A 20,953-nucleotide genomic window follows, 5' to 3' on the forward strand; every position below is an offset into this window, starting at 1 on the left:
CCTGTTTAAAACGGTTTTCTTTGTCCCATACTGATAAAAAACCGTCAAAATGGGGGCTTTGCATGGACACAATCATGAGTAATAAAAAAATCCGCATGACCGTGAAAACGATTCGGGCCTGTTTTTTTATCGGCTTGCTCGCTTTTCTATTTGCTGGCACAGTCTTTTTGACGATTCTTTTACTAGCTAAGTGGCAAGGCGCTCCCTCTGTTCAAGTTCCCCAATCCACGACCATTTATGCAGCCGATGGGTCTAAACTTGGCGAATCGAGCTTTGGAGAAAAGAGATACTGGGTTCCGTTAAAGGACATGTCCCCTCATATACAGCAAGCAGTGGTCGCGATTGAGGATAAAACCTTTTATCAGCATCACGGCTTTGATGTGAAACGAATGGCAGGTGCTGCGGTGGCAGATATTCGTGCAATGGCAAAAGTACAAGGCGCCAGCACAATCACCCAGCAATACGCACGAAATTTATATTTAGATCATGATAAAACATGGAAGCGGAAGTGGAATGAAGCCTTTTACACCATCCGCTTAGAACAAAACTATACAAAAGATGAGATATTGGAAGGATACTTGAACACCATTTATTATGGCCACGGCGCATACGGTGTGGAAGCGGCATCCCGCCTTTACTTTGGGAAAAAAGCGAAGAACTTAACTTTAGCTGAATCTGCCTTGCTTGCCGGTATTCCAAAGGGCCCTTCTCTCTATTCCCCTTATGTGAATGAGGAGAAAGCCAGCGTAAGAAAGAATATGATTCTGAGGCAAATGCAAGAGGATGGCATGATTACGAAAAAAGCAGCTGCTGATGCCAGCCAGGAAAAGCTGTCCTATCGCCCGCTCAAACAAAAGCAGCTGCAAGCAAAGCAGGCCCCGTATTTTTATGATGATGTGATTCGCGAACTGAAACAAACGCTGGGCTTAACCGAGGAACAAATTGAAACGTATGGTCTTCATATCGAAACGACCTTACAACCTGAATTACAAAAAATCGCTGAAAAGACTTTAACCAACATCATGGATTCTGAATCAGGTATCCAAATTGGTTTTACCGCCATTCATCCCCAGACAGGTCATGTCCTTGCCCTCATCGGGGGAAGAGATTACGAGAAAAGCCCATTCAATCGGGTCACACAAGCGAAAAGACAGCCGGGTTCAACAATGAAACCGCTTCTCTATTACATGGCTTTGCAAAATGGGTTTACACCAGCAACCGTGATGCGCAGTGAAGAAACTGTTTTTGAACTGGATGAACAAGGAAGCGGCGCCGCTTATTCACCAAGCAACTATCACGGCTATTATGCCAATGACGGCATTACGATGCTTCAGGCTTTGGCTCTATCTGATAACATTTATGCGGTCAAAACCCATCTATTTTTAGGAATGGAACAGCTTGTACGTGCAGGCAAAACGTTTGGGATTCACGAAAAACTAGATCAAGTGCCTTCACTTGCGCTAGGTACTTCACCTGTCAAACCAATCGAAATGACCAATGCTTACGCGATGCTTGTCAATGGAGGAAAACGTGTCAAGCCAACCTTTATTACGAAAGTAACGGACGCAAAGGGCAACGTACTCTTTGAGGAGAAACAAAAACGAGAGCAAGTACTAGATGAAAAAGCAGCATTTGTCACCACTGACATGATGTCAGGGATGTTCAATCATCAATTAAATGGCTATACAAGTGTCACAGGTCGTACCATTTCAAAAGATCTTACCAGAACGTATGGAGGGAAATCGGGGACGACAGGCGCTGACAGCTGGATGATCGGCTTCTCTCCCCAGCTCGTCACAGGTGTGTGGACCGGCTACGATAAAGGACGCACCATTGACTCGGTCAAAGAAACCGCCTATGCGAAAAAGATATGGGCTTCCTTTATGGAATCAGCCCTCTCAAACCAACCAGCCTCCTCCTTCATGCCGCCAGACGGTGTAAAAGGCGTATATATCAATCCAAAAACCGGTGATCTCGCAGGCCCAGGATGCGAATCAAAGGTATTTACCTATTTTATAGAAGGAACGGAGCCGACCGGTGTCTGCTATGGTGCCGAGAACAAAGCTTCTGAGCAAGACAAAGCTCAAGATCAACAGCCTAAGAAATGGTGGGAAAAGTGGCTGAAACGTTAAAAATGGACATGAAAAACCCCGAGATCTGCATCTCGGGATTCTCCATGTCCTAGCCTTAACACCAGTTTACTGAAAAAACGCTTGGAATTGGTATCCATTCATCATTCTTCACAAAAATTTCACAATTACTCAGGAACAGCCAATCCTTCTTTTAATTCATCTGTGGATGCTTCCCATAACGCTTCATTGTGACTCTTCAAGAAATCAGCGAGCACCTTTTTCGAACCATCATCCATATGACTGACAACGATTTTACGCTTCATGGATTTATCCATTAAATTCACATGCTCAGGAAGTGACTTATATCCTCTGCGGATCGAGCGGTCAACCGTCATTTCACAAGCTGTGACTCCTGCATAATATGGCCCTTCTTCTCTACGGTCAATCGTCACCCATACGAGCCAATACGGTTTTCCGTTAGGTACCTCTTCTTTGGTTTTTAAAAATTTAATTCCTTTTTCGACGGCACTTCTTGCATGCATCGCACCAATATCAATGACGGCTTCCTTTTCCTCCACATCAATGATCACCGGCGAGATATTATCAAGGCTGAGGGCACCTGCCCCAAAACCTCCATGCCCATCCGTTGCATCTGTTTTTTTAATGATATTAAAACCAATTGGTTTCTTCTTTTTACCTTCCATTCATTAGACCTCCTAAAGCAGCGGCTTCAAAATAAGATTAAACCAGTATATGATTTGATCCCGCATTCCGATCAATGGAACAAAAACAAACTGACCTAGCGGTGTGATGACGAAGATGAGGAAAATGATGATTCCATACTGTTCGAACTGCGTCATCTTCGCACGGATGCCGGGACTGACAACATCCTCAATAATACGATATCCGTCCAGCGGCGGAATCGGTAATAAGTTAAATAGGAACAAAATCACGTTCAAGTTAATAAAGATTTGGAAGAAATAATCAACCCCCGGCTCAAAGCGCATGAGCGACTCCCCGCCAAATTTCTGAAGAAGCGCATACACACAAAAGCCCAAAAATGCCAAAACCAAATTGCTTAAAGGTCCTGCGATCGACACACATATCCCTGCGAGACGTGGGTTTTTGAAATGGTACCGATTCACAGGTACAGGCCTCGCCCAGCCAAACCCAGCCACAAAGATCAAGATCGTCCCGAAAATATCAAGGTGCTTCAATGGATTGAGCGTCAGTCTCCCTTGATTTTTAGCTGTCGGATCTCCAAAACGATACGCAACATATGCATGCGCCAGCTCGTGCATCGTAAAAGCCACAACAAGCGTAATGGCGACATATGGAATCAGTTCTAATGGATAAACAAGAAATTGGTCCAAAGGCATGAATCCCTCTTTCTTTCTATACAATGATTTACTTCATTCAGTATACTATAAGAAGTCCCTTAAACTAAAGGGAAGCGTAGCACTACAGGAAAAAGGAGGTTGCCATTATGCCGATTATCACCGTTCAAATGCTTGAAGGAAGAACAGATGAGCAGAAAAGAGCTCTTGTGGAGAAAGTCACAGATGCCGTTGTTGAAACAACAGGTGCAGGTGCAGAGAAAGTCTCTGTCATTATTGAAGAAATGAAAAAAGAACATTATGCTGTAGCAGGAAAGCGAATGAGCGACCTGTAAGCATATAAAAAGGACAAACACTTTTTCGGTGTTTGTCCTTTTTTCTTACCTTATCTGTACCAAGCTTTATTACGGTTCACCTGATTTTTATGAGCCGCATCGAAGAAATCGACAGTGTAAGAATAATCATAATTCATTAAGCAGACAATTCCGCTTCCTTGAGGATCATGCGGTAAGCCAAAGTTATGGCCGTATTCATGCGTAGCCGCTTTTGCTGTATTCGCTGTTCCTTGGTCAAGGTTAACAGCGAATGCACTTCCGCTTGGTGCACTATTGTAGACATAAGCGATTCCGCCAGCATCAAAGTTTGGATTTGCTGTAAATCCTGTGACAAAATCGTATCCTCTGCCATCAAAGCTGCGCTGAAGGTTAGACAAAATTTGTGATGCATTTGATCCTGAAGACGTCCAAGACCCTACGGCTTGTACGACAAAGTCCACATCATGATCACGGTTAAATGTCACATCCGCTTGCTCAATGATGCTGACAATGCGCGTCTGCCAATCACTATATTTCGCACGATACTGCGCATCAGCTACTGCATAGACGGTCACTTTCTGACTGCCTGTACTAGCTTTTGTTGAAATCGAATCTCCTGTATTTGCTTTAAAGGTTCTAGACCCTACCTGTTTACCAGACTCATCTAAAATCTTTGTTGTCACATCTCTTTCAATAGGAGGTGCCTTCGTCAAATCTTTAAAATCGTTTGCCTTTGGCAACCCTTCACTAATATGTGTTTCAAACGGCGCATGACCATGATCATGATCATGCCCATGACCTGAACTTGCAACTGGTGCTGAAGCTGAACTTACCCCCGGTAACAAACTACCTACCAATAAAAATGACAAAAAGACTGAACGCTTTTTCATTCCTATCCCTCCTTTGTTTTTCACAAGGTTATATATTCACTGAAAATTCACCATTTTCCTTCTATTCAGTCAAAAACAGGGAATTGGATATACAGGAAGAAAGTCGAAACATGTCATTTTCACTAATTTTTCGGATATTTTGACACACATTTTATCAAAAAGCAGAACTTTTGATCTGGGACATTCGCTTAGTAAACATCCATCTTTTTCCAAAGTGCTGTTATAGACCCAGCCACACCATATAAAGAAGCAAAAATTGATATTAGAAAAGATAAATTCAGACTTTACTGATACGAATTATACTTCTTTGCGATTCTCCCTTATGATGAAGAACATAAAAACAATGCTATTTCAAAACAGAAGGGACGATCCACATGTCTGAAAAAAAGCACATACAATTTGGATTGATGTTACATGGTCCAGGAGGTCATATGAATGCATGGAAGGATGAATCCGTTCCAGCAGATGCAAGTGTGAACATTGATTATTATCAAGCAATGACAAAAAAGGCAGAAGCAGCGGGTTTCCGTTTTGTCTTTGTCGCAGATGGCTTATATATTCATGAACATTCAATTCCTCATTTCTTGAACCGATTTGAACCATTAACCATCTTATCCGCTCTTGCTGCGGTCACCAAAAAGATTGGACTTGTGGGCACTGTATCCACTTCCTACAGTGAGCCCTTTACCATTGCACGGCAATTTGCATCCCTAGATAAATTAAGTAAAGGGCGGGCCGGATGGAATGTTGTGACTTCTCCACTTGAAGGCTCTGCTGAAAACCACATCATTCGTCCGCATCCTAGCCATTCACTTCGGTATGAAATTGCAGAAGAATACCTAAAAGTAGTGAACGGCCTTTGGAGCTCATGGGAAGAAGATGCTTTTTTAAGGGATCGATCAACAGGGGTTTTCTTCGATCGGGATAAACTGCACACATTAAACCATCATGGCAAACACTTTTCTGTCAAAGGTCCTTTGAATATCGAACGATCTGAACAAGGGCAACCGGTGATTTTCCAGGCAGGTGCGTCAGAGGCAGGAAAGGATCTAGCCGCAAAAGAAGCGGACGCAGTATTTACGAATGCAGACTCACTTGAGAAAGCGAAAGCATATTACCGCGACGTGAAAAATAGAGCCGCAGCGCTGGGCAGAAATCCATCTGACATCAAAATTTTCCCCGGTATCCACCCGATTACAGGGAGAACAGTCGAAGAAGCAGAAGAAAAATATGAAGCCATTCAACATCTGGTCTCTATTGAAGAAGCCCTTCATTACCTGGGCAGGTTCTTTGATCACTTGGACTTCAGTCAATTTCCACTTGATGAGCCATTTCCTGATATCGGTGATGCCGGTTCAAACAGCTTTCAATCCACAACTGAATCGATTAAAAAAATGGCGAAAGAACAAAGCTTGACCTTAAGAGAAGTCGCTCTACGAGTAACCACTCCCAAAAGTGCTTTTTTCGGTACTTATGAACAAGTGGCAGACCAACTGATCCAATGGATCGAAGAAGATGCCGCAGATGGATTTATTTTTGGCGCGCCTATTCTAGCAAGCGGTTTATCTGAATGGACGGAGCACGTCATTCCGATATTGGTAGAAAGAGGATATTACGACCCGAATTATCCAGCTCATACCCTTCGTGAAAATTTGGGTCTGCCTATCAAGAAGAATCAGTTTCTTAAACAAACAGTGAAATAAACATGAAAAGAGGGGTTAGCTCAAAGGCTACCCCTCTTTTCATGTTGGTTGATGCAGTCGATTTTCGATGAGATCAATGAATTGAAGTACGGCTCTTCCTGGCGAATCATTTGTTTTCCTCAATAGACCAACTGGCGGGGAAACATGAATGCCCTTTATTTCTAATACCTTGGTGCCTGGAAGAGTAAAGGAATGAGCAGTTCGTGTAAAAAGAGAGACACCTAATCCAGCCTGAACATAATGTTTATGGGACATGCTGCTCGTAATCTCCAACTTATTGTAATTGGTCCCAATGACATCGACGATTTGTTGTTCGATTTGAATACGGATGGGGCAATTGTGTGGCGTGAATAAAATGGTCTCATCCTTTAAATCTGTCACCTCCACTACCCCTTTTTCCGCTAATCGATGGGAAGACGGGACGAGCAGCACGATATCATCTTGAAAAAGAGGCTTATAGCTATTCTCCATCGAAGCTTCTGGTGCTCCGCAAATCGCAAAATCAATCTCATCATGCGAAAGTAAGGAACTCAACGTATTCGCATCCGCTACTTGCACAGAAAATTCTACATTCGGAAACCTTTCCTTGAATTCTGCAATAAGGGCAGGAAATTCTAAGCTGGCAGTGGGCTCAGAAACACCGATGCGAATGAACCCCGCAATGCCCACTTCTAAATCTTGGAGTGTTTTCGTCAATTTCTCATATTCATTGAGTAAAGAATTGGCTCTTTCATAAAAAAGCTGTCCTGATGCTGTTAACTTTAAGGTCTTCCCTCTTTCTAGAAGCTTCTCTCCAATTTCCTCTTCTAAATGTTTGATGTGCAAAGTGATGGTTGGCTGAGAATAATTCAGCGCTTCTGCTGCTTTTAAAAAATTTCCGTATTTCACGATCGTGGCAAAGGTGCGTATCGCTCGAATCTCCATGAAAACCCCTCTTCTCCCTGTATTTTAAATATCTGAATCGTGTATTTATGATTACTAATTATACTTTTCTATTGGTTTGCCTTATTATAATTTATATTATCAACTATTCCAAGTTGTTTAGAAGGAATTATCAGAAATGGAGGAGACGAATTGGCAAAAGTAACGATTATAGCAGGCGGGCATTCTGTCCAATCTCGGTTAACCGGTGTCCTGCAGCATATCCATCATCGTTTGGCGTTACATGGGGTTGATGTTCATGTCATTCAAGTCCACCAGCTTCCTAGCAGCGCCTTAATAGGAGCAGATTTTTCAAACGAGGACATTGTGAAAGCCATTGAGCTTGTGAATGAGAGCGACGGTGTCATTGTGTTAACACCTGTCTACAAAGCGTCTTTTTCCGGTATTTTAAAAACTTTTTTAGATCTACTTCCCCAGAAAGCATTACAAGATAAACCCGTCCTTCCTTGTGTTTTAGGAGGAACATACGGGCATTTGCTCGTCATTGAATATGCACTTAAACCGATCATTCATCAACTCGGTGCAACCGTCGTTCAATCTGGCGTGTATGTTGTGGATCAACAGGTCACAAAGCAGGATTCAAATAGCTATGTGCTTGATCCAGATGCCACAGACAGATTAAACCTCGCACTATCTCAATATCAAAGTCTAATAGGAGGAACAGCCAATGTCGCTCACCCTTAGTATTCTTGATCAAAGCCTCGTCAGTGAAAACGAGAAAGCAGAGACGGGTATTCAGCATACTGTCAGATTGGCTGAAGCAGCAGATCAGCTTGGTTATCACAGGTTTTGGGTGTCTGAACATCACAATAATTCTCAAGTGGCAGGTTCATCCCCTGAAGCCCTCGCTGGTTATCTTTTAGCAAAAACGAACCATTTGCGAATTGGGTCTGGAGGTGTCATGCTTCAGCATTACAGCCCGTTTAAGGTGGCTGAAACATTTCATGTACTGGCATCTCTAGCGCCTGGCAGAGTCGATTTAGGCGTTGGGAAAGCACCGGGAGGGTTGAACCTCTCAACACAAGCGCTTCAGGAAGATTATCAAGCGTCACGGAAAGACTTTTCTCAAAAATTAGTGGATCTCAAAACGTATCTAACTGAACAAGCAAATGAATTAAATGCTCAGCCAATTCCTAGCGTATCACCCGACATGTTCCTTCTAGGCGGCAGTATTGAGAGCGCGGAATTTGCAGCAAAACTTGGGATATCCTTTGTGTTTGCCTATTTTATTAACGGGGATGACGCATTATTAAAAGAAGCAAGAGAGACTTTTCAAAAATTCAAGACACAGAACACGCACCAGCAATTTCTTCTCGCCATCACCGTATCTGTAGCGGAAGACCACAAACAAGCCCTCTCGTACATCAAGCAAAAGGAAACAGTAAAGGTCTCCTTTTCCGATGGAAGAAAGCTTAATGTGACGTCACTAGAAGATGCAGAAAAGCTGGTGAAAGGAACAAAAAAAGAACACTACAACATTCACGTTCAAAAAACCGGTTATACCGCTGGCACAAAAGAAACCGTTCATCGCCGGCTGACTGAACTAGCCGAGACATATGATATCAACGAGTTCATTGTTCTATCTCCGATTGTAGACATTGAGGCAAGAATAGCGTCTATCACATTATTAAAAGAAGCATTTGATCATGAACTAACAGCCAAAAACCAAATAAACCAAGAGGTGAGCGTCTAATGTCAAATAAACAAAAAATCATTTTATGGAGCAAAAATGGATGCAGCTATTGTCAGGACATTCAGTCCTATTTCAACGAACAGCACATTACTTATTCAACCATTGATGTAACAGAGCATGATCATTACAGAAATATTTTAGAAGAAAAATACGGCGTCCGTTATGTGCCAGTAGTAGAAATCAGCCGTGATACCCACGTGTATCAAGCATTGCTGAATCCAGATATCGATACTTTACGAAAAGCGTTGAGCTGACATTACACACTACCCTTTTGATTGGAGGTTTGTCATGAGTCGAGATATTTTTCGCATCGCTACCGAAGAAGATGCACCGGCTTTTCTAGAATTGCTGTCCAGTGCATTTAAACCGCTTGGAGAAATGGGCATTGATTGGCCATCCACGAACGCCACACTTGAAATGGTCACAGAAAACATCAAACAATCCGTTGCTGTTGTGTTAGAACGAGACGGGCGGCTCATATCAACCATCACCATACGTTTTCCGTGGGAGAGTACTCAACCGGTCTCAGGCTATCCATTTGTTTGGTGGTTTGCCACAGCTCCTGATTTAGCCGGTCAAGGGATCGGAAATAAGCTGCTCGATTATGTAGAAAACACCTTGCTCCGGCAGACATTTAAAGCACCAGCATACACACTGGGCACTTCTGGCCGAAAGCACCCCTGGCTTCTAGAGATGTACGAACGAAAAGGCTATACAGCATATATTGAACGTGAAGCCGATAATGGCGACTTAGGTGTATTAATGTATAAAGTCCTCATCCCTGAACGGTTTGATGCCGCCATATTAGGCGCACCGCCCTCAGAAGAAAAAGTCCAAACGACTTCAACATAGGAGGTGATTCAACATGGGGGAGTTTTTCAAATGGGAGTATGTCGTCACACTCTTCCCTAAAGTATTGTCAGCCCTTCCAACAACCTTACTGATCGTTTTATTTGCCACTTTGATTGGCAGTTTTCTTGGATTCATTCTTGCTTATTTCCGAATTGAGCGTATTCCCATCCTGCATCAGCTCAGTGCAATTTATGTCTCATTTATTCGTGGAACACCTATCCTTGTGCAAATGTTTATTGTGTTTTATGGCCTGCCTGGTGTGCTTGCAACAATTGGGCTTGATATCTCCATGTGGAACAAATTGATCTTTCTGTATATTACATATGGACTCAATACAGCTGGGTATTTTTCAGAAATATTCCGATCTGCCCTATCGAGTGTCCCAGCATCTCAATATGAAGCGGCCGCCTCGATTGGACTGACGAAATGGCAGATTTATAGAAGAACGCTTATTCCTCAAGCAGGGAGAATCGCCCTTCCTAATATCGGCGTGGCCATTGTCAACTTATTACAAAATACCTCCCTCGCCTTTACATTAGGTGTGATGGACATGATCGGAAAGGTTCAAACATTAGGGGCTTTATACTATCGCGTATTAGAAGGATACTTTATTGCTGCCGTTATATTTATCATTTTAAGTATGGTGTTAGAAAAATCATTTGACCTATTGGAAAAACGGATCAATACACCGAAAACAAAAAAACAGCGACAGACGGCATTGCTTCCCTTAAAAAGAGCCGAAGCGGCCTTCACTGTAGAAAAACGTGCAAAATAAACTGGGGAGGAATTTACATGAAAAATAACAGAATATTCAGTAATAACTATATCATCGGTCTGCTTCTACTTGGTTCATTGCTGCTTGCCGCCTGCGGAAATAATGAGCAATCGGATGAAGTCAAAGCAGAAGCAAACAATAATGACCCAGATGCAAAAGAAATCGTCATTGGGACAGGGAACGCCTATCAGCCTTTCGTTTACTTAGATGAAAACGGCAAATTAACAGGCTACGAGAAGGCTGTACTAGATGAAGTGGATCAGCTGCTTCCACAATATAAGTTTAAATATGAATCCTTTGAGTTTAAAAATATTCTGCCTGCTTTAGATGCCGGTAAAGTTGATCTCGCTGCCCACCAATATGAAATCAATGACGAGCGTCAGAAGAAATATCTATTTGGAAAAGTTGGCTACACAGATTATACAAGCTATGTGGTGGTGAATAAAGCATCCGGTCATGACTTTCAAAGCCTGGACGATTTAGCTGGACACAAAGTGCACACCTCTACAGGAAGTAATTTCGCTTATCTTCTAGAGCAATATAACGCAAAGCATGATCGGAAAATTGACATTGTCTACGGGGATGGCGGGAACGAAATTTTAGTCAAAAACCTGCAGAATGGCACGGTCGATGCTGCCTTACTCACAAAGTATGACGTCAATAAGCTAAACAAACAGTTCAATGCCAATCTTGTGACATCTGGAAAGCCTGTAAACGTATCTAAAACGTATTATCTATATCAAAAAAACAATACAAAACTTCAAAAAGACATTGATCAAGCCCTGCAAAAACTGATCGATAACGGCAAGCTCGCTGAATTGTCTAAAAAAATATTGGGCGGAGACTTTACTACATCATAAGAAAGGAGCGATCTGAGTGGATTTTGACGTTGCTTTTATGTTTCAGGCCTTTCTAGCCGCACTTCATTATTTGCCAACGACGCTGCTATTAGGTTTTCTCCCGCTATTATTCGGCTCCATCTTCGGCTTTGGCATTGCCCTTATTCGTTTTTATCAAGTGCCTATATTGTCTCCATTGTTCAAATGGTTTGTGGCGATTTTTAAAGCCATTCCTGTTGTATTAATCTTGCTCGTATCTTATCTTATTTTTTCCGATTCGCTCGATCAATTGGCTGCATCTCTTTCGCTGCCCATCCGTTTTAGCGATTTAGATAGACGATGGATTGCCATTTTCGCCCTTTCTTTATATGCCGTCAGCGGGTTATCAGAGATATTTCGAAGCTCTCTTGCGTCCATCCCAAAGGGCCAATTTGATGCCGCTCTATCCGTTGGTTTCACAGGCAGACAGGTGTTGCGAAGAGTGATCATTCCACAAGTCTTTCCCATCTCTCTTCCTTTACTGAACAACATGCTCATCAGTTTAATCAAAGCCTCTTCTCTCGTCTCTATGGTATCTGTGGTCGATATTTTAAACGGCGCTTTAATCAAAGCCAATGTGAACTATCGTTATCTTGAAGCCTACATTGCTGTTGCCCTTATTTACTGGGCGCTGTGTGCCTCTATTGAAGCCATTACAGCCGGATATGAGAAATATGGACACAAAAACAAAAGGAGGCGATTGGCATGATTCACATCAAACAAGTGCATAAAGCATTCGGTCAAAACCAGATTCTAAAGGGAATTGATTTAACGGTAGAAAAAGGCGAAGTCGTTGTCATTTTAGGTCCGAGCGGCTCTGGGAAATCAACATTTCTCAGATGCTTAAATTTTCTTGAGCGTGCGGATCAAGGCGAGATCAGCATTGATCACACCAGTGTCACATTCAATCAAGCAAAACCGAAAGACATTCTGGCAATTCGCCGAAAAACAGCCATGGTCTTTCAGCAATACGACCTGTTTATTCATAAGACAGCACTTGAGAATGTCATGGAAGGCTTAGTCATTGCCCGTAAACAACCGAAAGACCATGCCTATGACACAGCACTCCAATTGCTCAAAAAAGTAGGGTTACTAGAGAAAAAAGATGCCTATCCGCATCAATTATCTGGCGGACAGCAGCAGCGAGTAGGCATTGCAAGAGCACTTGCATTGAATCCGGAGGTCATTTTGTTTGATGAGCCGACCTCCGCTTTAGATCCCGAGCTTGTAGGTGAAACACTTGACGTCATTAAACAAGTGGCACAAACCGGGGTCACCATGATCATCGTCACCCACGAGATGAGCTTTGCCTATGATATTGCCGACAGGGTCATTTTCATGGAGGATGGGGTCATTGTTGAATCAGGCACCCCAGTAGAAGTCTTTGAACAGACGAAGGAAGAACGGACAAAACAATTTTTAGCGAGATTTTCTTATCATCATTCCTAAAAAACAAGTCGATCCATGAGGTCGACTTGTTTCTGTTTCTATATGCGTGCAAAATAAAAACCAGTCTGTTCTAGCCATTGGCTATTACATACTGGTTCTTATCGTTAGTTCAATTCCTTCAACTGATCAATATACGCAAGGGCTGCCTCAAATTCTTCGTCCGTATAGCGCTGCTTGCTTTTAATGGTGAAGACCTTTTCCTTTACCTCATCTTTTGGCAGATCATCAAAGTATAAAATCGTTGAGACAAGCTCTAGAAAACGAGACGATTGCTCATTCATCTGCTGCGTCAGCACTTTGAGGTCAGGCATGTCCACTTCACACTGATCGAGAAACTCTTTCCCATTGTCCGTCAGCGAATAGCGATATTGATAGTATCCGCCCTTTTTTTCCTTCATTTCGTCCAAGAATCCAAGATTGCACAGCTCTTCAATTCTGAGCGTCAACTCCTCTGAATAAGGGCCATAAAAATGAAAATCGTATTTCTCGTAAAAAGGCAAATCTAGCTTTTTTGCTATGTAAATCATTTTTTGCAGCTTCTTCCGTCCAACGATTTCCCCAGATTCAGAGAACACCTTCATCAACTTTGCATGCTCTTTCAACAAATTCCCGACATCTCCTTTTTCAGTACTTCCTTATCCCAATCCAAGCAGCTTCATGATCGCCTTCTTTTCTTCAGCTTTTTCCGACATATCTACAATTAAGTCCATCGGGAAATAAAGTTTATGATCGGTTCTTCGTTTACCGGAAATGGCGTCAACAATATCTGACTGTCTCGACAGTTCTTTAATATGACCACTTTGCGTCAAGAGATGGATCGGCAGCCGTTCTTCTTCTTCGCCCGGTCTATAGAAGTCATAAGGCAAATCAGAGGAAGAGTCGACCACTAAATAATAGTCAGGATCAATTCCTGCTTCTTTGAACAAAGCCGTCAGCTTGAAATATTTCGTCATTTCTTCATTTGGATTAAACTCTGTATATTGGAATAAACGGCGGTTCATAAAACGGCGGCACAAATCAGCCAGCACGTGATCTTCTTCATCTTCCCACGCCTGAAAATAAAATAAGACAATGGATTCATCCAGCTTAATATAGTCCTCTGTGGTGACATTCCCTTCAAAAATCGAATAAAAATGCACAGGGGCATGTGTGAAAATATATCCCGTTTCATGCAGCTCTTTTGCACGATGGAGAATTTTCGTTAAAATGACTTCCGCACTGCGTGTCACTGGGTGGAAATAGACTTGCCAATACATTTGATAGCGGCTCATAATATAATCCTCTACGGCATGCATCCCGCTCTGTTTCATCACAATCTGATCTTCTCTTGGACGCATTACGCGTAAAATACGTTCCATATCAAAGTGACCATAGCTGACGCCTGTATAGTAAGCATCACGCTGCAAGTAATCCATTCGGTCGGCATCAATTTGACTTGAAATCAAACTGACCACCTGTTTGTTTTGATACGTTTTGGCAATGACTTCTGCTACATGCTTTGGAAAATCGTCACTGACCCGGCGCAGCACTTCATTTACTTCCGTCTGCCCTAAAATGATATCTCTTGTAAACGATTCATGATCTAAATGAAAGACCTTTTCAAAGGAATGAGAAAACGGACCATGTCCAAGGTCATGAAGCAGGGCGGCACTCAGTACAAGCTCACGCTCCCCTTCATCCCATTCGGGTCTTCCTTTAAACACATCATCCACAATTCGTCTGACAATCTCGTATACACCGAGTGAATGATTAAATCGGCTGTGTTCTGCCCCATGAAACGTTAAATAAGTGGTGCCTAGCTGTTTAATTCGTCTAAGGCGCTGGAACTCTCTCGTTCCGATTAAATCCCATATCAATGCATCCCGTACGTGAACATAGCGGTGCACAGGATCTTTAAATACCTTTTCTTCGGATAATTTCCCTTTTGGATACGCCATCGTTTCGTCCCTCTTTTTTTAAGACGTGTTTCTATTATATCGGGTAACTTTTCCCGAAAACATCCTTGAATTTGCTGGCGAATGTGTTCTCATAGATTGAACGGACGTAAAAAGCCCGACCTGACAGGGACGGACCTCTTTTTAGGTCGACTGAACACATTCAGTGACATTTATTTGACTTTTTTTTGAACCTTTTCGAGTAACTCATCTTCTGTTGGTGCGGATAATGGGCGATTGTTCACAAACGCAAAAGCCTTTTTTCGTCCTGGACCGCAATACGATTGACAGCCAATCTCAATTTTTGCATCAGGGTCAACCGATTTAAGTCGAGGCAATAACGTTTTTAGGTTCGTCGCATCACAATCGTCACATACGCGAAACTCATTAGCCATGTTCTTACGCTTCCTTTCAATGATGAAACTTCATTCTATATGAAACAGTTGGACAACTAAGATTGAATAATATACCACCCAACATTGTACATCGAAGCGACTGGAGTTGCAAGAAGCTTTGTCAGCACAGAGACGTATTCACATAAAAGCTAGTATTTTCCACTATCCTTTTAGCAAACTTGTATAAACCTTCTTCAACTTGGCTAATCTAATACCATCAAATCTTATGGGGGTTTAAACACATGTCAAAACAAAGACAAGATGCTTGGTCAGAGGAAAATGATCTCCTTCTGGCAGAAACCGTCTTACGTCACGTCAGAGAGGGCAGTACACAGCTGAACGCATTTGAAGAAGTGGGAGACAAGCTAAACCGTACCTCAGCGGCATGCGGATTTAGATGGAATGCTGTCGTGAGGCATCAATATGAAAAAGCATTGGCACTTGCCAAAAAACAGCGTAAACAACGCATGCGTGCACTCGGCAATGGGCAGCCTGCGAAAAAACGTTTGCTCTATCAGCCGCAAGTTGAAGAAACGATCACACAGGAAGAGTTCTCTCAAGAACTGGAACCTGCGCAAGAAGAAACGTTTGCACCTGCAGCCGAAACAGCCGAACAGCTTCAGTTTGTGGATCAAAGCTACAATGAAGAGTTAGCTAGTTTATCACATTTATTGTCACAGGCTTCTCAAGTGACAGAGAAAAAGCCAGAAACCAATCCATTTGGGCAGCGCCAAGAGCTAACCATTGAAGATATCATTGATTTCTTACGCCGCTATGAAGGCAATGGGCAGCAATCTTCTGCCTTACGCATGGAAAACAGCCGGTTAAAACAAGAAAACAATGAACTTTCACATAAAGTGTCGCAGCTAGAAGCTGAAGTGAAAAAGCTTGAAAAGGATCAGCTCACGATTCAAGAAGATTATGAAACACTCGTCAAAATCATGAACCGTGCAAGAAAACTAGTTTTGTTTGAAGAGGACGACAGTGCCGCACCAACCTTTAAAATGGATCGTAACGGCAACCTTGAAAAAATGGCTGAATAACCAAAAAGTGCTCCCCACCTGCGGGAAGCACTTTTTTAAATATCCAAAAATAGCATCACGCTAAAAAGGACATTGATCAAGAAGACGAACATAAAAATGTACCTGACTTGCCTCACCTGAAAATCACCAAAGATAAAAATATAAAGCCCTGCGATACCAAGCGTCAGTACAGGCTGAAGAAACGGCACGAAAAGCGAAATGCCGTAACCGGCTCCTATGATGACAGGAAGCCATAGTAAATAGAGGTAACCGCCATTTTTAGATTTCAAGAAACCACTCCCTCTCTTTCTTCTATCTGCTTGATTTCAGGCTGAACAAACTTGAGTCCGGCCATTGTACGTCTGCGTTTTTGTGATGTCCAAACCGCAATCGCCGGCTGATCCGTTAGAGACTCTGTGTCAATGGTGATCAGCACTTTCCCATTTAATTCAATTGAATCTTCAAACTCAATTTTGCACCCAGATAAACTGATATCATGTATGATCACCGGCACCTTCTCTTCTAGTCGGTCCTCATAGGCGATCGTGCCTGTCACACCTTGCAAAGGCCTTCTCATCCATTTGCGCCGCAGAGCCTTTGGTACCTTCTCCGTTTCTCTTAAAAAGCGGAGAAACGTCCGAACAGCATGAGATTTTTTCTCACGATCCGTCATCGCTACATGCTCTCGTGTGAATAAGAAACGGATCAGTGATAAATACTCTGATTTTTTTGTGTCAGTAAAAGCAACACCAACCATCAGCTTGTCTCCCTCTGGATAGCTCCAAACCACATCACACGACACGCTTTCATTCTCTGAAAAAAACAATTGCGTTTGTCCTTGATAAAGAGAAGACGCTTGGTCCAATGGAATGGACAGACGTGCACCTGAATCACTCATATCTAGTAGAAAACAAGCAATCGACTGATCTTGATGATCAGAACGAAGATGCCCCTCTTTTTCAATGACAAACCGCTCTGATTTCCGATAACGCGGTCGATCAAACGCCACAAGCAGTGCCATGAATAAGCCTGCACCGTTATAAAGCACCCAAAAAATATTAATCAACAGGAGATCAGCGTTCATCGTCCCATTTACCTTCACATCGTAACCTATTTTCACAAGGGCAAGCAATGAGAGCAGCAAGAAGATCAGATGGGGAATCATCGTTTTCAAATGAAAATGTCTTTTGTCCGTTTGAATTCCCTTCGGTGTCACCAGAAATTCAACACGTTTTTTCAAGAACAGTTCACTGAGTGCCACACCAGCTAAGTGGAATGCCATAGAGCTTTCATAAATATGACTCCAAAACATACTTCTTTTTTGATTCGACACAAGTTTAAACGCTAAATACGAGCTAAAGAACGCCGGCAGCCAAAACATGAAAACGGACTGGAAATCTGCCCAGAAACTTTGAATACCAAACAATAAAAACAAAATCGGTGTGAGAATATAAATCATTTTAAACAAACCGTTAAACCAATACACAATGCCATCTAAATAAAGAACACGCTGCATAAGCGTTAAGCCGCGCACCTTCAAAGGATTAAACTTACGGGCACACTGAATGTTCCCTCTCGACCAGCGATCTCTTTGCTTTAACAGATCAAGCCAGCTTTCAGGTGCCAGACCGACGGCTAATACTTCTCCGACAGACACAGATTTGAATTTCCCTTGGAGAAGCATTCCTGTTGCCATGTCTTCTGTAATCACTCCAGTAGCAAATCCGCCAATTTCATCTAATGCCGTTCTTCTAAATACCGTATTACTCCCAACATACATGACGGCATTAAACCGATCCTTACCAGCTTGGAGAGTTTGCATGAAAAAGTCCTGCTCATTTGGAATTCGATCTTTCGAGAACATATTATATTGGAAAGGATCTTCGTTATAAAACGCCTGTGGAACTTGAACAAACGCAGTTGCTCCATCATGAAAATAGGGCACTGTTTTTTCTAAAAAGGAAGGAAGAGGGACCATATCTGCATCAAGTGTCAGAATCAGCTCTCCATCCGTTTGAGACATCGCATGATTTAAATTACCTGCCTTAGCAAATCTGTTATCTGTTCTTGTCAGATAATGAACACCGAACGCAGAAGCAAGCTGCGCTACAGCTTCCCTATTGCCATCATCACATAAATAAATTTGAACGCTTTCCTTCGGATAAGAGAGATTCAAACAACCTGCAACAGTGCGTTTCAGCACCTCAATTGGTTCATTATATGTAGCTATGAAAATATCAACTGTTGGCAGCCTTTCAAGATCACTGAGCATGACTTGTTTCCGGTTTGAAGGCTTCCAAACAAGTGTATAAAACACAAGCAACTGGATAAACCCAATGCATTCACAGACAACAAGCAAAATGCCCATGACAACATTAAAAGTACCTTCATGCGGCAATGTAAAGAAGAGACGCCAGCAAATATAGGCAGCATTTGTTAACACACATAGCACAATGATGACTTTTTTCACAGTAGAGGCCATTGGCTGGATACGATATATCATATACAACAGAGACAAAATACAAAGCATAAACAGCGGGTAATACGTGGTGATGAATGACAATACATTTTCCTTCTTTCTTATGTCATAAAGGACTATCACATATAAAATGTCACAACAAAGGAGGGGATTCTTCCATTAGATTGTCCCTCCATTTCTATATAAATCATTTCCACAATCGATCTAACTGATTTGAATAAAAATCAATGGCCCTTCGATAACTCAAAATAGCAGGATCATTTGTCGTCTCAGTTAAACAGTTCAGTAATATTTCCATTGCTTTGCTATGTTCATTTAAATTATACAAAGTCATGGCATAAAACGTTTGAATGGCTTTATTATGCGGATAAGCTTCCATCGCATGGAGGAATATTTGTTTTGACTTTTCATATTCCCCTAAGGTTCTGTATGTACTTCCTAATCCTAAGAAAGCATCTTCTCTTTCTTCTGAAGACAAACCTAGTTCAATGGCCCTCTCATAAAAAAAGACAGCTTGTTTTTCCTTCCCTAACACATCATAACTCCAAGCACATTGATAGTGAATGGAGGCATGATCTGGATACTCTTCTACAAGACGGATGAGCATGTCATTGGATTCTTGAAGATGTCCACTTTCTCGAAGTTCAATAGCTTTCAGAAGTTTCGTTTCCATTACATCACCCCTATTTTTAAGATGGGACGATATGTTTACGAGAACACTTTCTCATTTCGCTCAATCATCCGTGTCATGTTCTTCTCAAACTCCAGTTGTTCCTCGGTCGTCAACCCTGAAGCAGTCAGTTGCTCGCTCAGCTTTTGAAGTTCTTCTAGTAAAAGACGCATGAGAAGCGCACAATCAATGGGCTCTCCAGTTAATTCTGATAGGGATGCCATCGTATCAGGCTGTATATCAGGGAATACCGCTTTCACCTCATGCCTTCTATCCTTTAAGGCCGCCTCATAAAAACGGCGAATCAACTCAGCTCGTTTTCGACCGCTTCCATCTGCACACAAATAGATTTGCACAGCGACCCCTCCGCGTAATCTACGCTGAGAAATGCCGGCAAATTTCTTTCCATTGATGCTCAAATCGTAGCTACCTGGACAATAAGAGCCGACAATTTCATAGGCTTCAATGTCCACCTCATACATCGACAGCATCCGGCGGATCAATTCCACCATCGCATCATATCCACGGTCAATATCAATGCCCTTCTTTTGTTCCGCAAAGATTAAAGACACATTTAGTACGCCTTCATCCAGCACAACAGCAAGACCACCTGAATTCCGCACAATGACGCGATATCCCTCTTCCTCAAGAAGCTTTACACCATCTTGGAGAAATGGAAGTCTTGTATCCTGAATCCCAAGAACGATCGTATTGTGGTGCACCCAAGAACGCGCTGTCGCTGATGAGAGTCCTTTCCCGACCGACGCACAAAGCGTATCATCCATCGCAAAAGATTGCTTCGGGTCCACATAAAGACCAAGGCTCGATTGATCTATGATTCGCCATGTCGGCTGCGTCAATAACTCAATAGGTTCATTTTTCATGTCCTGCATATCCTCTCGTTCATAAACTGTGTTTATTATAACATGGAGGGTGAATGAGCGAGAAAAAAGCTCTATGACAAGGAACGTCACAGAGCTTTTCAACTGGATGCTTTGGTTTTCTTGTTCTTCCTTTTCGTGATGAAATAAACAGCTGCAATCAAAACGACAGGAACCCCAACCACGAGGCCCGCAGCGATCAATGTGTTCCACGGCAAATCGATCATCTCCTTAATAGACTAAACTTCTATGAAACAGCCGTGACTTACCCAGCTTAACAAGTCTTCAGCCACCAATTCCGCATGCTGAGGATCCATCACACCAGCATCGACGATCCACACTTTTTTCTCCTCTTCTGCCTGCCGCATGAGAAGTACTCGCCCACCGCCATCGTCACCAATGGCTACATAGCCGCTGGCATAATGATGGACTTCCCATGTTTTATTGCGTTCCACTATGTCCTCAGTTCCGTATAGTAGAACATCGCCTTCGACGGAACATCCATTTGTCTGTTGTAGTAATGCTTTATATGTATGGGGCAGAACCATGTTTAGCTCGGATTCTGCCTCTTTGATATGTATATCACTTGCTGGTTTGTTTATGACCAGGTTGGGAATCTGAGAAAAACGAATCATTTTGAAAGCCTCCTAAAAGGATGTACAAGCGT

At 42.4% G+C, this 20,953-nt stretch carries 24 protein-coding genes; 12 read left to right on the top strand and 12 right to left on the bottom strand.

Annotated features, from left to right (window positions below):
• Positions 1 to 62 precede the first annotated feature (62 nt).
• Entirely contained in the window at positions 63 to 2,132 is a 2,070-nt protein-coding gene (locus NSQ52_RS17700; protein WP_342473675.1) for a transglycosylase domain-containing protein, read from the top strand.
• 125 nt (positions 2,133 to 2,257) lie between these two features.
• Here the strand turns inward: NSQ52_RS17700 and NSQ52_RS17705 are convergent, their stop codons facing one another.
• A complete protein-coding gene (locus tag NSQ52_RS17705) occupies positions 2,258 to 2,776 on the bottom strand; it encodes a YwhD family protein (RefSeq protein WP_007497712.1) in 519 nt (172 codons plus the stop codon).
• A gap of 12 nt (positions 2,777 to 2,788) precedes the next feature.
• Positions 2,789 to 3,451 (bottom strand): site-2 protease family protein, encoded by a 663-nt coding sequence (locus tag NSQ52_RS17710; protein ID WP_034738184.1) that lies wholly within the window; start codon positions 3,449 to 3,451, stop codon positions 2,789 to 2,791.
• A 107-nt stretch (positions 3,452 to 3,558) separates the two neighbouring features.
• Here NSQ52_RS17710 and NSQ52_RS17715 point away from each other — a divergent pair, with 107 nt between their 5' ends.
• Complete coding sequence (locus tag NSQ52_RS17715; protein WP_008343530.1) at positions 3,559 to 3,744, top strand: 2-hydroxymuconate tautomerase; 186 nt, start codon at positions 3,559 to 3,561, stop codon at positions 3,742 to 3,744.
• A gap of 50 nt (positions 3,745 to 3,794) precedes the next feature.
• On the opposite strand, the gene NSQ52_RS17720 is transcribed toward NSQ52_RS17715, so the two are convergent.
• Positions 3,795 to 4,613 carry a zinc-dependent metalloprotease gene (locus tag NSQ52_RS17720; RefSeq protein WP_327859381.1) on the bottom strand — a complete coding sequence of 273 codons (819 nt, stop codon included), beginning with the start codon at positions 4,611 to 4,613 and terminating at the stop codon, positions 3,795 to 3,797.
• 374 nt (positions 4,614 to 4,987) lie between these two features.
• Here NSQ52_RS17720 and NSQ52_RS17725 point away from each other — a divergent pair, with 374 nt between their 5' ends.
• Entirely contained in the window at positions 4,988 to 6,316 is a 1,329-nt protein-coding gene (locus NSQ52_RS17725) for an LLM class flavin-dependent oxidoreductase (RefSeq protein ID WP_144679086.1), read from the top strand.
• Between the two features lie 39 nt (positions 6,317 to 6,355).
• Here the strand turns inward: NSQ52_RS17725 and NSQ52_RS17730 are convergent, their stop codons facing one another.
• Positions 6,356 to 7,240, bottom strand: a complete 885-nt coding sequence (locus NSQ52_RS17730) for a LysR family transcriptional regulator (RefSeq protein WP_008343536.1) — start codon at positions 7,238 to 7,240, stop codon at positions 6,356 to 6,358.
• Between the two features lie 150 nt (positions 7,241 to 7,390).
• Between NSQ52_RS17730 and ssuE the strand changes: the two genes are divergently transcribed.
• From ssuE to NSQ52_RS17770, 8 genes are read left to right on the top strand one after another with little or no spacing between them, the layout of a single operon-like run.
• A complete protein-coding gene (gene ssuE / locus NSQ52_RS17735) occupies positions 7,391 to 7,942 on the top strand; it encodes an NADPH-dependent FMN reductase (RefSeq protein ID WP_058337044.1) in 552 nt (183 codons plus the stop codon).
• A complete protein-coding gene (locus tag NSQ52_RS17740) occupies positions 7,926 to 8,951 on the top strand; it encodes an LLM class flavin-dependent oxidoreductase (RefSeq protein WP_039165233.1) in 1,026 nt (341 codons plus the stop codon). Before ssuE ends, NSQ52_RS17740 begins: the two co-directional genes overlap by 17 nt.
• Positions 8,951 to 9,205 (top strand): glutaredoxin family protein, encoded by a 255-nt coding sequence (locus NSQ52_RS17745; protein WP_024719443.1) that lies wholly within the window; start codon positions 8,951 to 8,953, stop codon positions 9,203 to 9,205. Before NSQ52_RS17740 ends, NSQ52_RS17745 begins: the two co-directional genes overlap by 1 nt.
• Positions 9,206 to 9,239: 34 nt before the next feature.
• Positions 9,240 to 9,803 carry a GNAT family N-acetyltransferase gene (locus tag NSQ52_RS17750; protein WP_008343543.1) on the top strand — a complete coding sequence of 188 codons (564 nt, stop codon included), beginning with the start codon at positions 9,240 to 9,242 and terminating at the stop codon, positions 9,801 to 9,803.
• A 13-nt stretch (positions 9,804 to 9,816) separates the two neighbouring features.
• The gene (locus tag NSQ52_RS17755) at positions 9,817 to 10,578 is read left to right on the top strand and encodes an amino acid ABC transporter permease (protein WP_008343545.1); all 762 of its coding nucleotides are present in this window, start codon (positions 9,817 to 9,819) and stop codon (positions 10,576 to 10,578) included.
• Positions 10,579 to 10,595: 17 nt separating this feature from the next.
• Complete coding sequence (locus tag NSQ52_RS17760; RefSeq protein ID WP_058337045.1) at positions 10,596 to 11,438, top strand: transporter substrate-binding domain-containing protein; 843 nt, start codon at positions 10,596 to 10,598, stop codon at positions 11,436 to 11,438.
• 16 nt (positions 11,439 to 11,454) lie between these two features.
• A complete protein-coding gene (locus NSQ52_RS17765) occupies positions 11,455 to 12,165 on the top strand; it encodes an ABC transporter permease subunit (protein WP_135009577.1) in 711 nt (236 codons plus the stop codon).
• Complete coding sequence (locus tag NSQ52_RS17770; RefSeq protein WP_144679082.1) at positions 12,162 to 12,905, top strand: amino acid ABC transporter ATP-binding protein; 744 nt, start codon at positions 12,162 to 12,164, stop codon at positions 12,903 to 12,905. The genes NSQ52_RS17765 and NSQ52_RS17770 overlap by 4 nt, the downstream gene beginning before the upstream one ends.
• 104 nt (positions 12,906 to 13,009) lie before the next feature.
• On the opposite strand, the gene NSQ52_RS17775 is transcribed toward NSQ52_RS17770, so the two are convergent.
• The 3 genes from NSQ52_RS17775 to NSQ52_RS17785 form a co-directional block, all read right to left on the bottom strand.
• A complete protein-coding gene (locus NSQ52_RS17775; RefSeq protein ID WP_007497715.1) occupies positions 13,010 to 13,510 on the bottom strand; it encodes a YwgA family protein in 501 nt (166 codons plus the stop codon).
• Between the two features lie 30 nt (positions 13,511 to 13,540).
• Positions 13,541 to 14,842, bottom strand: a complete 1,302-nt coding sequence (locus NSQ52_RS17780; protein WP_007497716.1) for an HD domain-containing protein — start codon at positions 14,840 to 14,842, stop codon at positions 13,541 to 13,543.
• Positions 14,843 to 15,012: 170 nt separating this feature from the next.
• Positions 15,013 to 15,234, bottom strand: coding sequence for a DUF1450 domain-containing protein (locus NSQ52_RS17785; protein WP_003215259.1), 222 nt, complete (start codon positions 15,232 to 15,234; stop codon positions 15,013 to 15,015).
• 242 nt (positions 15,235 to 15,476) lie between these two features.
• Here NSQ52_RS17785 and NSQ52_RS17790 point away from each other — a divergent pair, with 242 nt between their 5' ends.
• Positions 15,477 to 16,277, top strand: coding sequence for an RsfA family transcriptional regulator (locus tag NSQ52_RS17790; protein ID WP_045033901.1), 801 nt, complete (start codon positions 15,477 to 15,479; stop codon positions 16,275 to 16,277).
• A 35-nt stretch (positions 16,278 to 16,312) separates the two neighbouring features.
• Here NSQ52_RS17790 and NSQ52_RS17795 read toward each other — a convergent pair whose 3' ends face one another.
• The 5 genes from NSQ52_RS17795 to NSQ52_RS17815 all read right to left on the bottom strand — a co-directional run bounded on the left by NSQ52_RS17795 (position 16,313) and on the right by NSQ52_RS17815 (position 20,921).
• Positions 16,313 to 16,546 carry a DUF5970 family protein gene (locus NSQ52_RS17795; RefSeq protein WP_008343557.1) on the bottom strand — a complete coding sequence of 78 codons (234 nt, stop codon included), beginning with the start codon at positions 16,544 to 16,546 and terminating at the stop codon, positions 16,313 to 16,315.
• Positions 16,543 to 18,819, bottom strand: coding sequence for a glycosyltransferase (locus tag NSQ52_RS17800; RefSeq protein WP_342473679.1), 2,277 nt, complete (start codon positions 18,817 to 18,819; stop codon positions 16,543 to 16,545). The genes NSQ52_RS17795 and NSQ52_RS17800 overlap by 4 nt, the downstream gene beginning before the upstream one ends.
• Before the next feature lie 103 nt (positions 18,820 to 18,922).
• Positions 18,923 to 19,408 (bottom strand): tetratricopeptide repeat protein, encoded by a 486-nt coding sequence (locus NSQ52_RS17805; protein ID WP_047945776.1) that lies wholly within the window; start codon positions 19,406 to 19,408, stop codon positions 18,923 to 18,925.
• 35 nt (positions 19,409 to 19,443) lie between these two features.
• Entirely contained in the window at positions 19,444 to 20,289 is an 846-nt protein-coding gene (locus tag NSQ52_RS17810) for a biotin/lipoate A/B protein ligase family protein (protein WP_342473680.1), read from the bottom strand.
• Positions 20,290 to 20,525: 236 nt separating this feature from the next.
• Positions 20,526 to 20,921, bottom strand: coding sequence for an SMI1/KNR4 family protein (locus tag NSQ52_RS17815; protein WP_144679079.1), 396 nt, complete (start codon positions 20,919 to 20,921; stop codon positions 20,526 to 20,528).
• Positions 20,922 to 20,953 lie beyond the last annotated feature (32 nt).

Source organism: Bacillus sp. FSL W8-1141, from assembly GCF_038593205.1.
Taxonomy (GTDB): Bacteria; Bacillota; Bacilli; order Bacillales; family Bacillaceae; genus Bacillus; species Bacillus altitudinis.

Excerpts from the sequence above, each read along its gene's own strand:
- NSQ52_RS17725 (WP_144679086.1), top strand. The coding sequence starts at position 4,988 with ATGTCTGAAAAAAAGCACATACAATTTGGATTGATGTTACATGGTCCA.
- NSQ52_RS17760 (WP_058337045.1), top strand. The coding sequence starts at position 10,596 with ATGAAAAATAACAGAATATTCAGTAATAACTATATCATCGGTCTGCTT.
- NSQ52_RS17755 (WP_008343545.1), top strand. The coding sequence starts at position 9,817 with ATGGGGGAGTTTTTCAAATGGGAGTATGTCGTCACACTCTTCCCTAAA.
- NSQ52_RS17730 (WP_008343536.1), bottom strand. The coding sequence starts at position 7,240 with ATGGAGATTCGAGCGATACGCACCTTTGCCACGATCGTGAAATACGGA.
- NSQ52_RS17810 (WP_342473680.1), bottom strand. The coding sequence starts at position 20,289 with ATGAAAAATGAACCTATTGAGTTATTGACGCAGCCGACATGGCGAATC.
- NSQ52_RS17700 (WP_342473675.1), top strand. The coding sequence starts at position 63 with ATGGACACAATCATGAGTAATAAAAAAATCCGCATGACCGTGAAAACG.
- NSQ52_RS17705 (WP_007497712.1), bottom strand. The coding sequence starts at position 2,776 with ATGGAAGGTAAAAAGAAGAAACCAATTGGTTTTAATATCATTAAAAAA.
- NSQ52_RS17805 (WP_047945776.1), bottom strand. The coding sequence starts at position 19,408 with ATGGAAACGAAACTTCTGAAAGCTATTGAACTTCGAGAAAGTGGACAT.
- NSQ52_RS17710 (WP_034738184.1), bottom strand. The coding sequence starts at position 3,451 with ATGCCTTTGGACCAATTTCTTGTTTATCCATTAGAACTGATTCCATAT.
- NSQ52_RS17750 (WP_008343543.1), top strand. The coding sequence starts at position 9,240 with ATGAGTCGAGATATTTTTCGCATCGCTACCGAAGAAGATGCACCGGCT.
- NSQ52_RS17785 (WP_003215259.1), bottom strand. The coding sequence starts at position 15,234 with ATGGCTAATGAGTTTCGCGTATGTGACGATTGTGATGCGACGAACCTA.
- NSQ52_RS17815 (WP_144679079.1), bottom strand. The coding sequence starts at position 20,921 with ATGATTCGTTTTTCTCAGATTCCCAACCTGGTCATAAACAAACCAGCA.
- NSQ52_RS17740 (WP_039165233.1), top strand. The coding sequence starts at position 7,926 with ATGTCGCTCACCCTTAGTATTCTTGATCAAAGCCTCGTCAGTGAAAAC.
- NSQ52_RS17770 (WP_144679082.1), top strand. The coding sequence starts at position 12,162 with ATGATTCACATCAAACAAGTGCATAAAGCATTCGGTCAAAACCAGATT.
- NSQ52_RS17745 (WP_024719443.1), top strand. The coding sequence starts at position 8,951 with ATGTCAAATAAACAAAAAATCATTTTATGGAGCAAAAATGGATGCAGC.
- NSQ52_RS17790 (WP_045033901.1), top strand. The coding sequence starts at position 15,477 with ATGTCAAAACAAAGACAAGATGCTTGGTCAGAGGAAAATGATCTCCTT.
- NSQ52_RS17720 (WP_327859381.1), bottom strand. The coding sequence starts at position 4,613 with ATGAAAAAGCGTTCAGTCTTTTTGTCATTTTTATTGGTAGGTAGTTTG.
- NSQ52_RS17780 (WP_007497716.1), bottom strand. The coding sequence starts at position 14,842 with ATGGCGTATCCAAAAGGGAAATTATCCGAAGAAAAGGTATTTAAAGAT.
- NSQ52_RS17715 (WP_008343530.1), top strand. The coding sequence starts at position 3,559 with ATGCCGATTATCACCGTTCAAATGCTTGAAGGAAGAACAGATGAGCAG.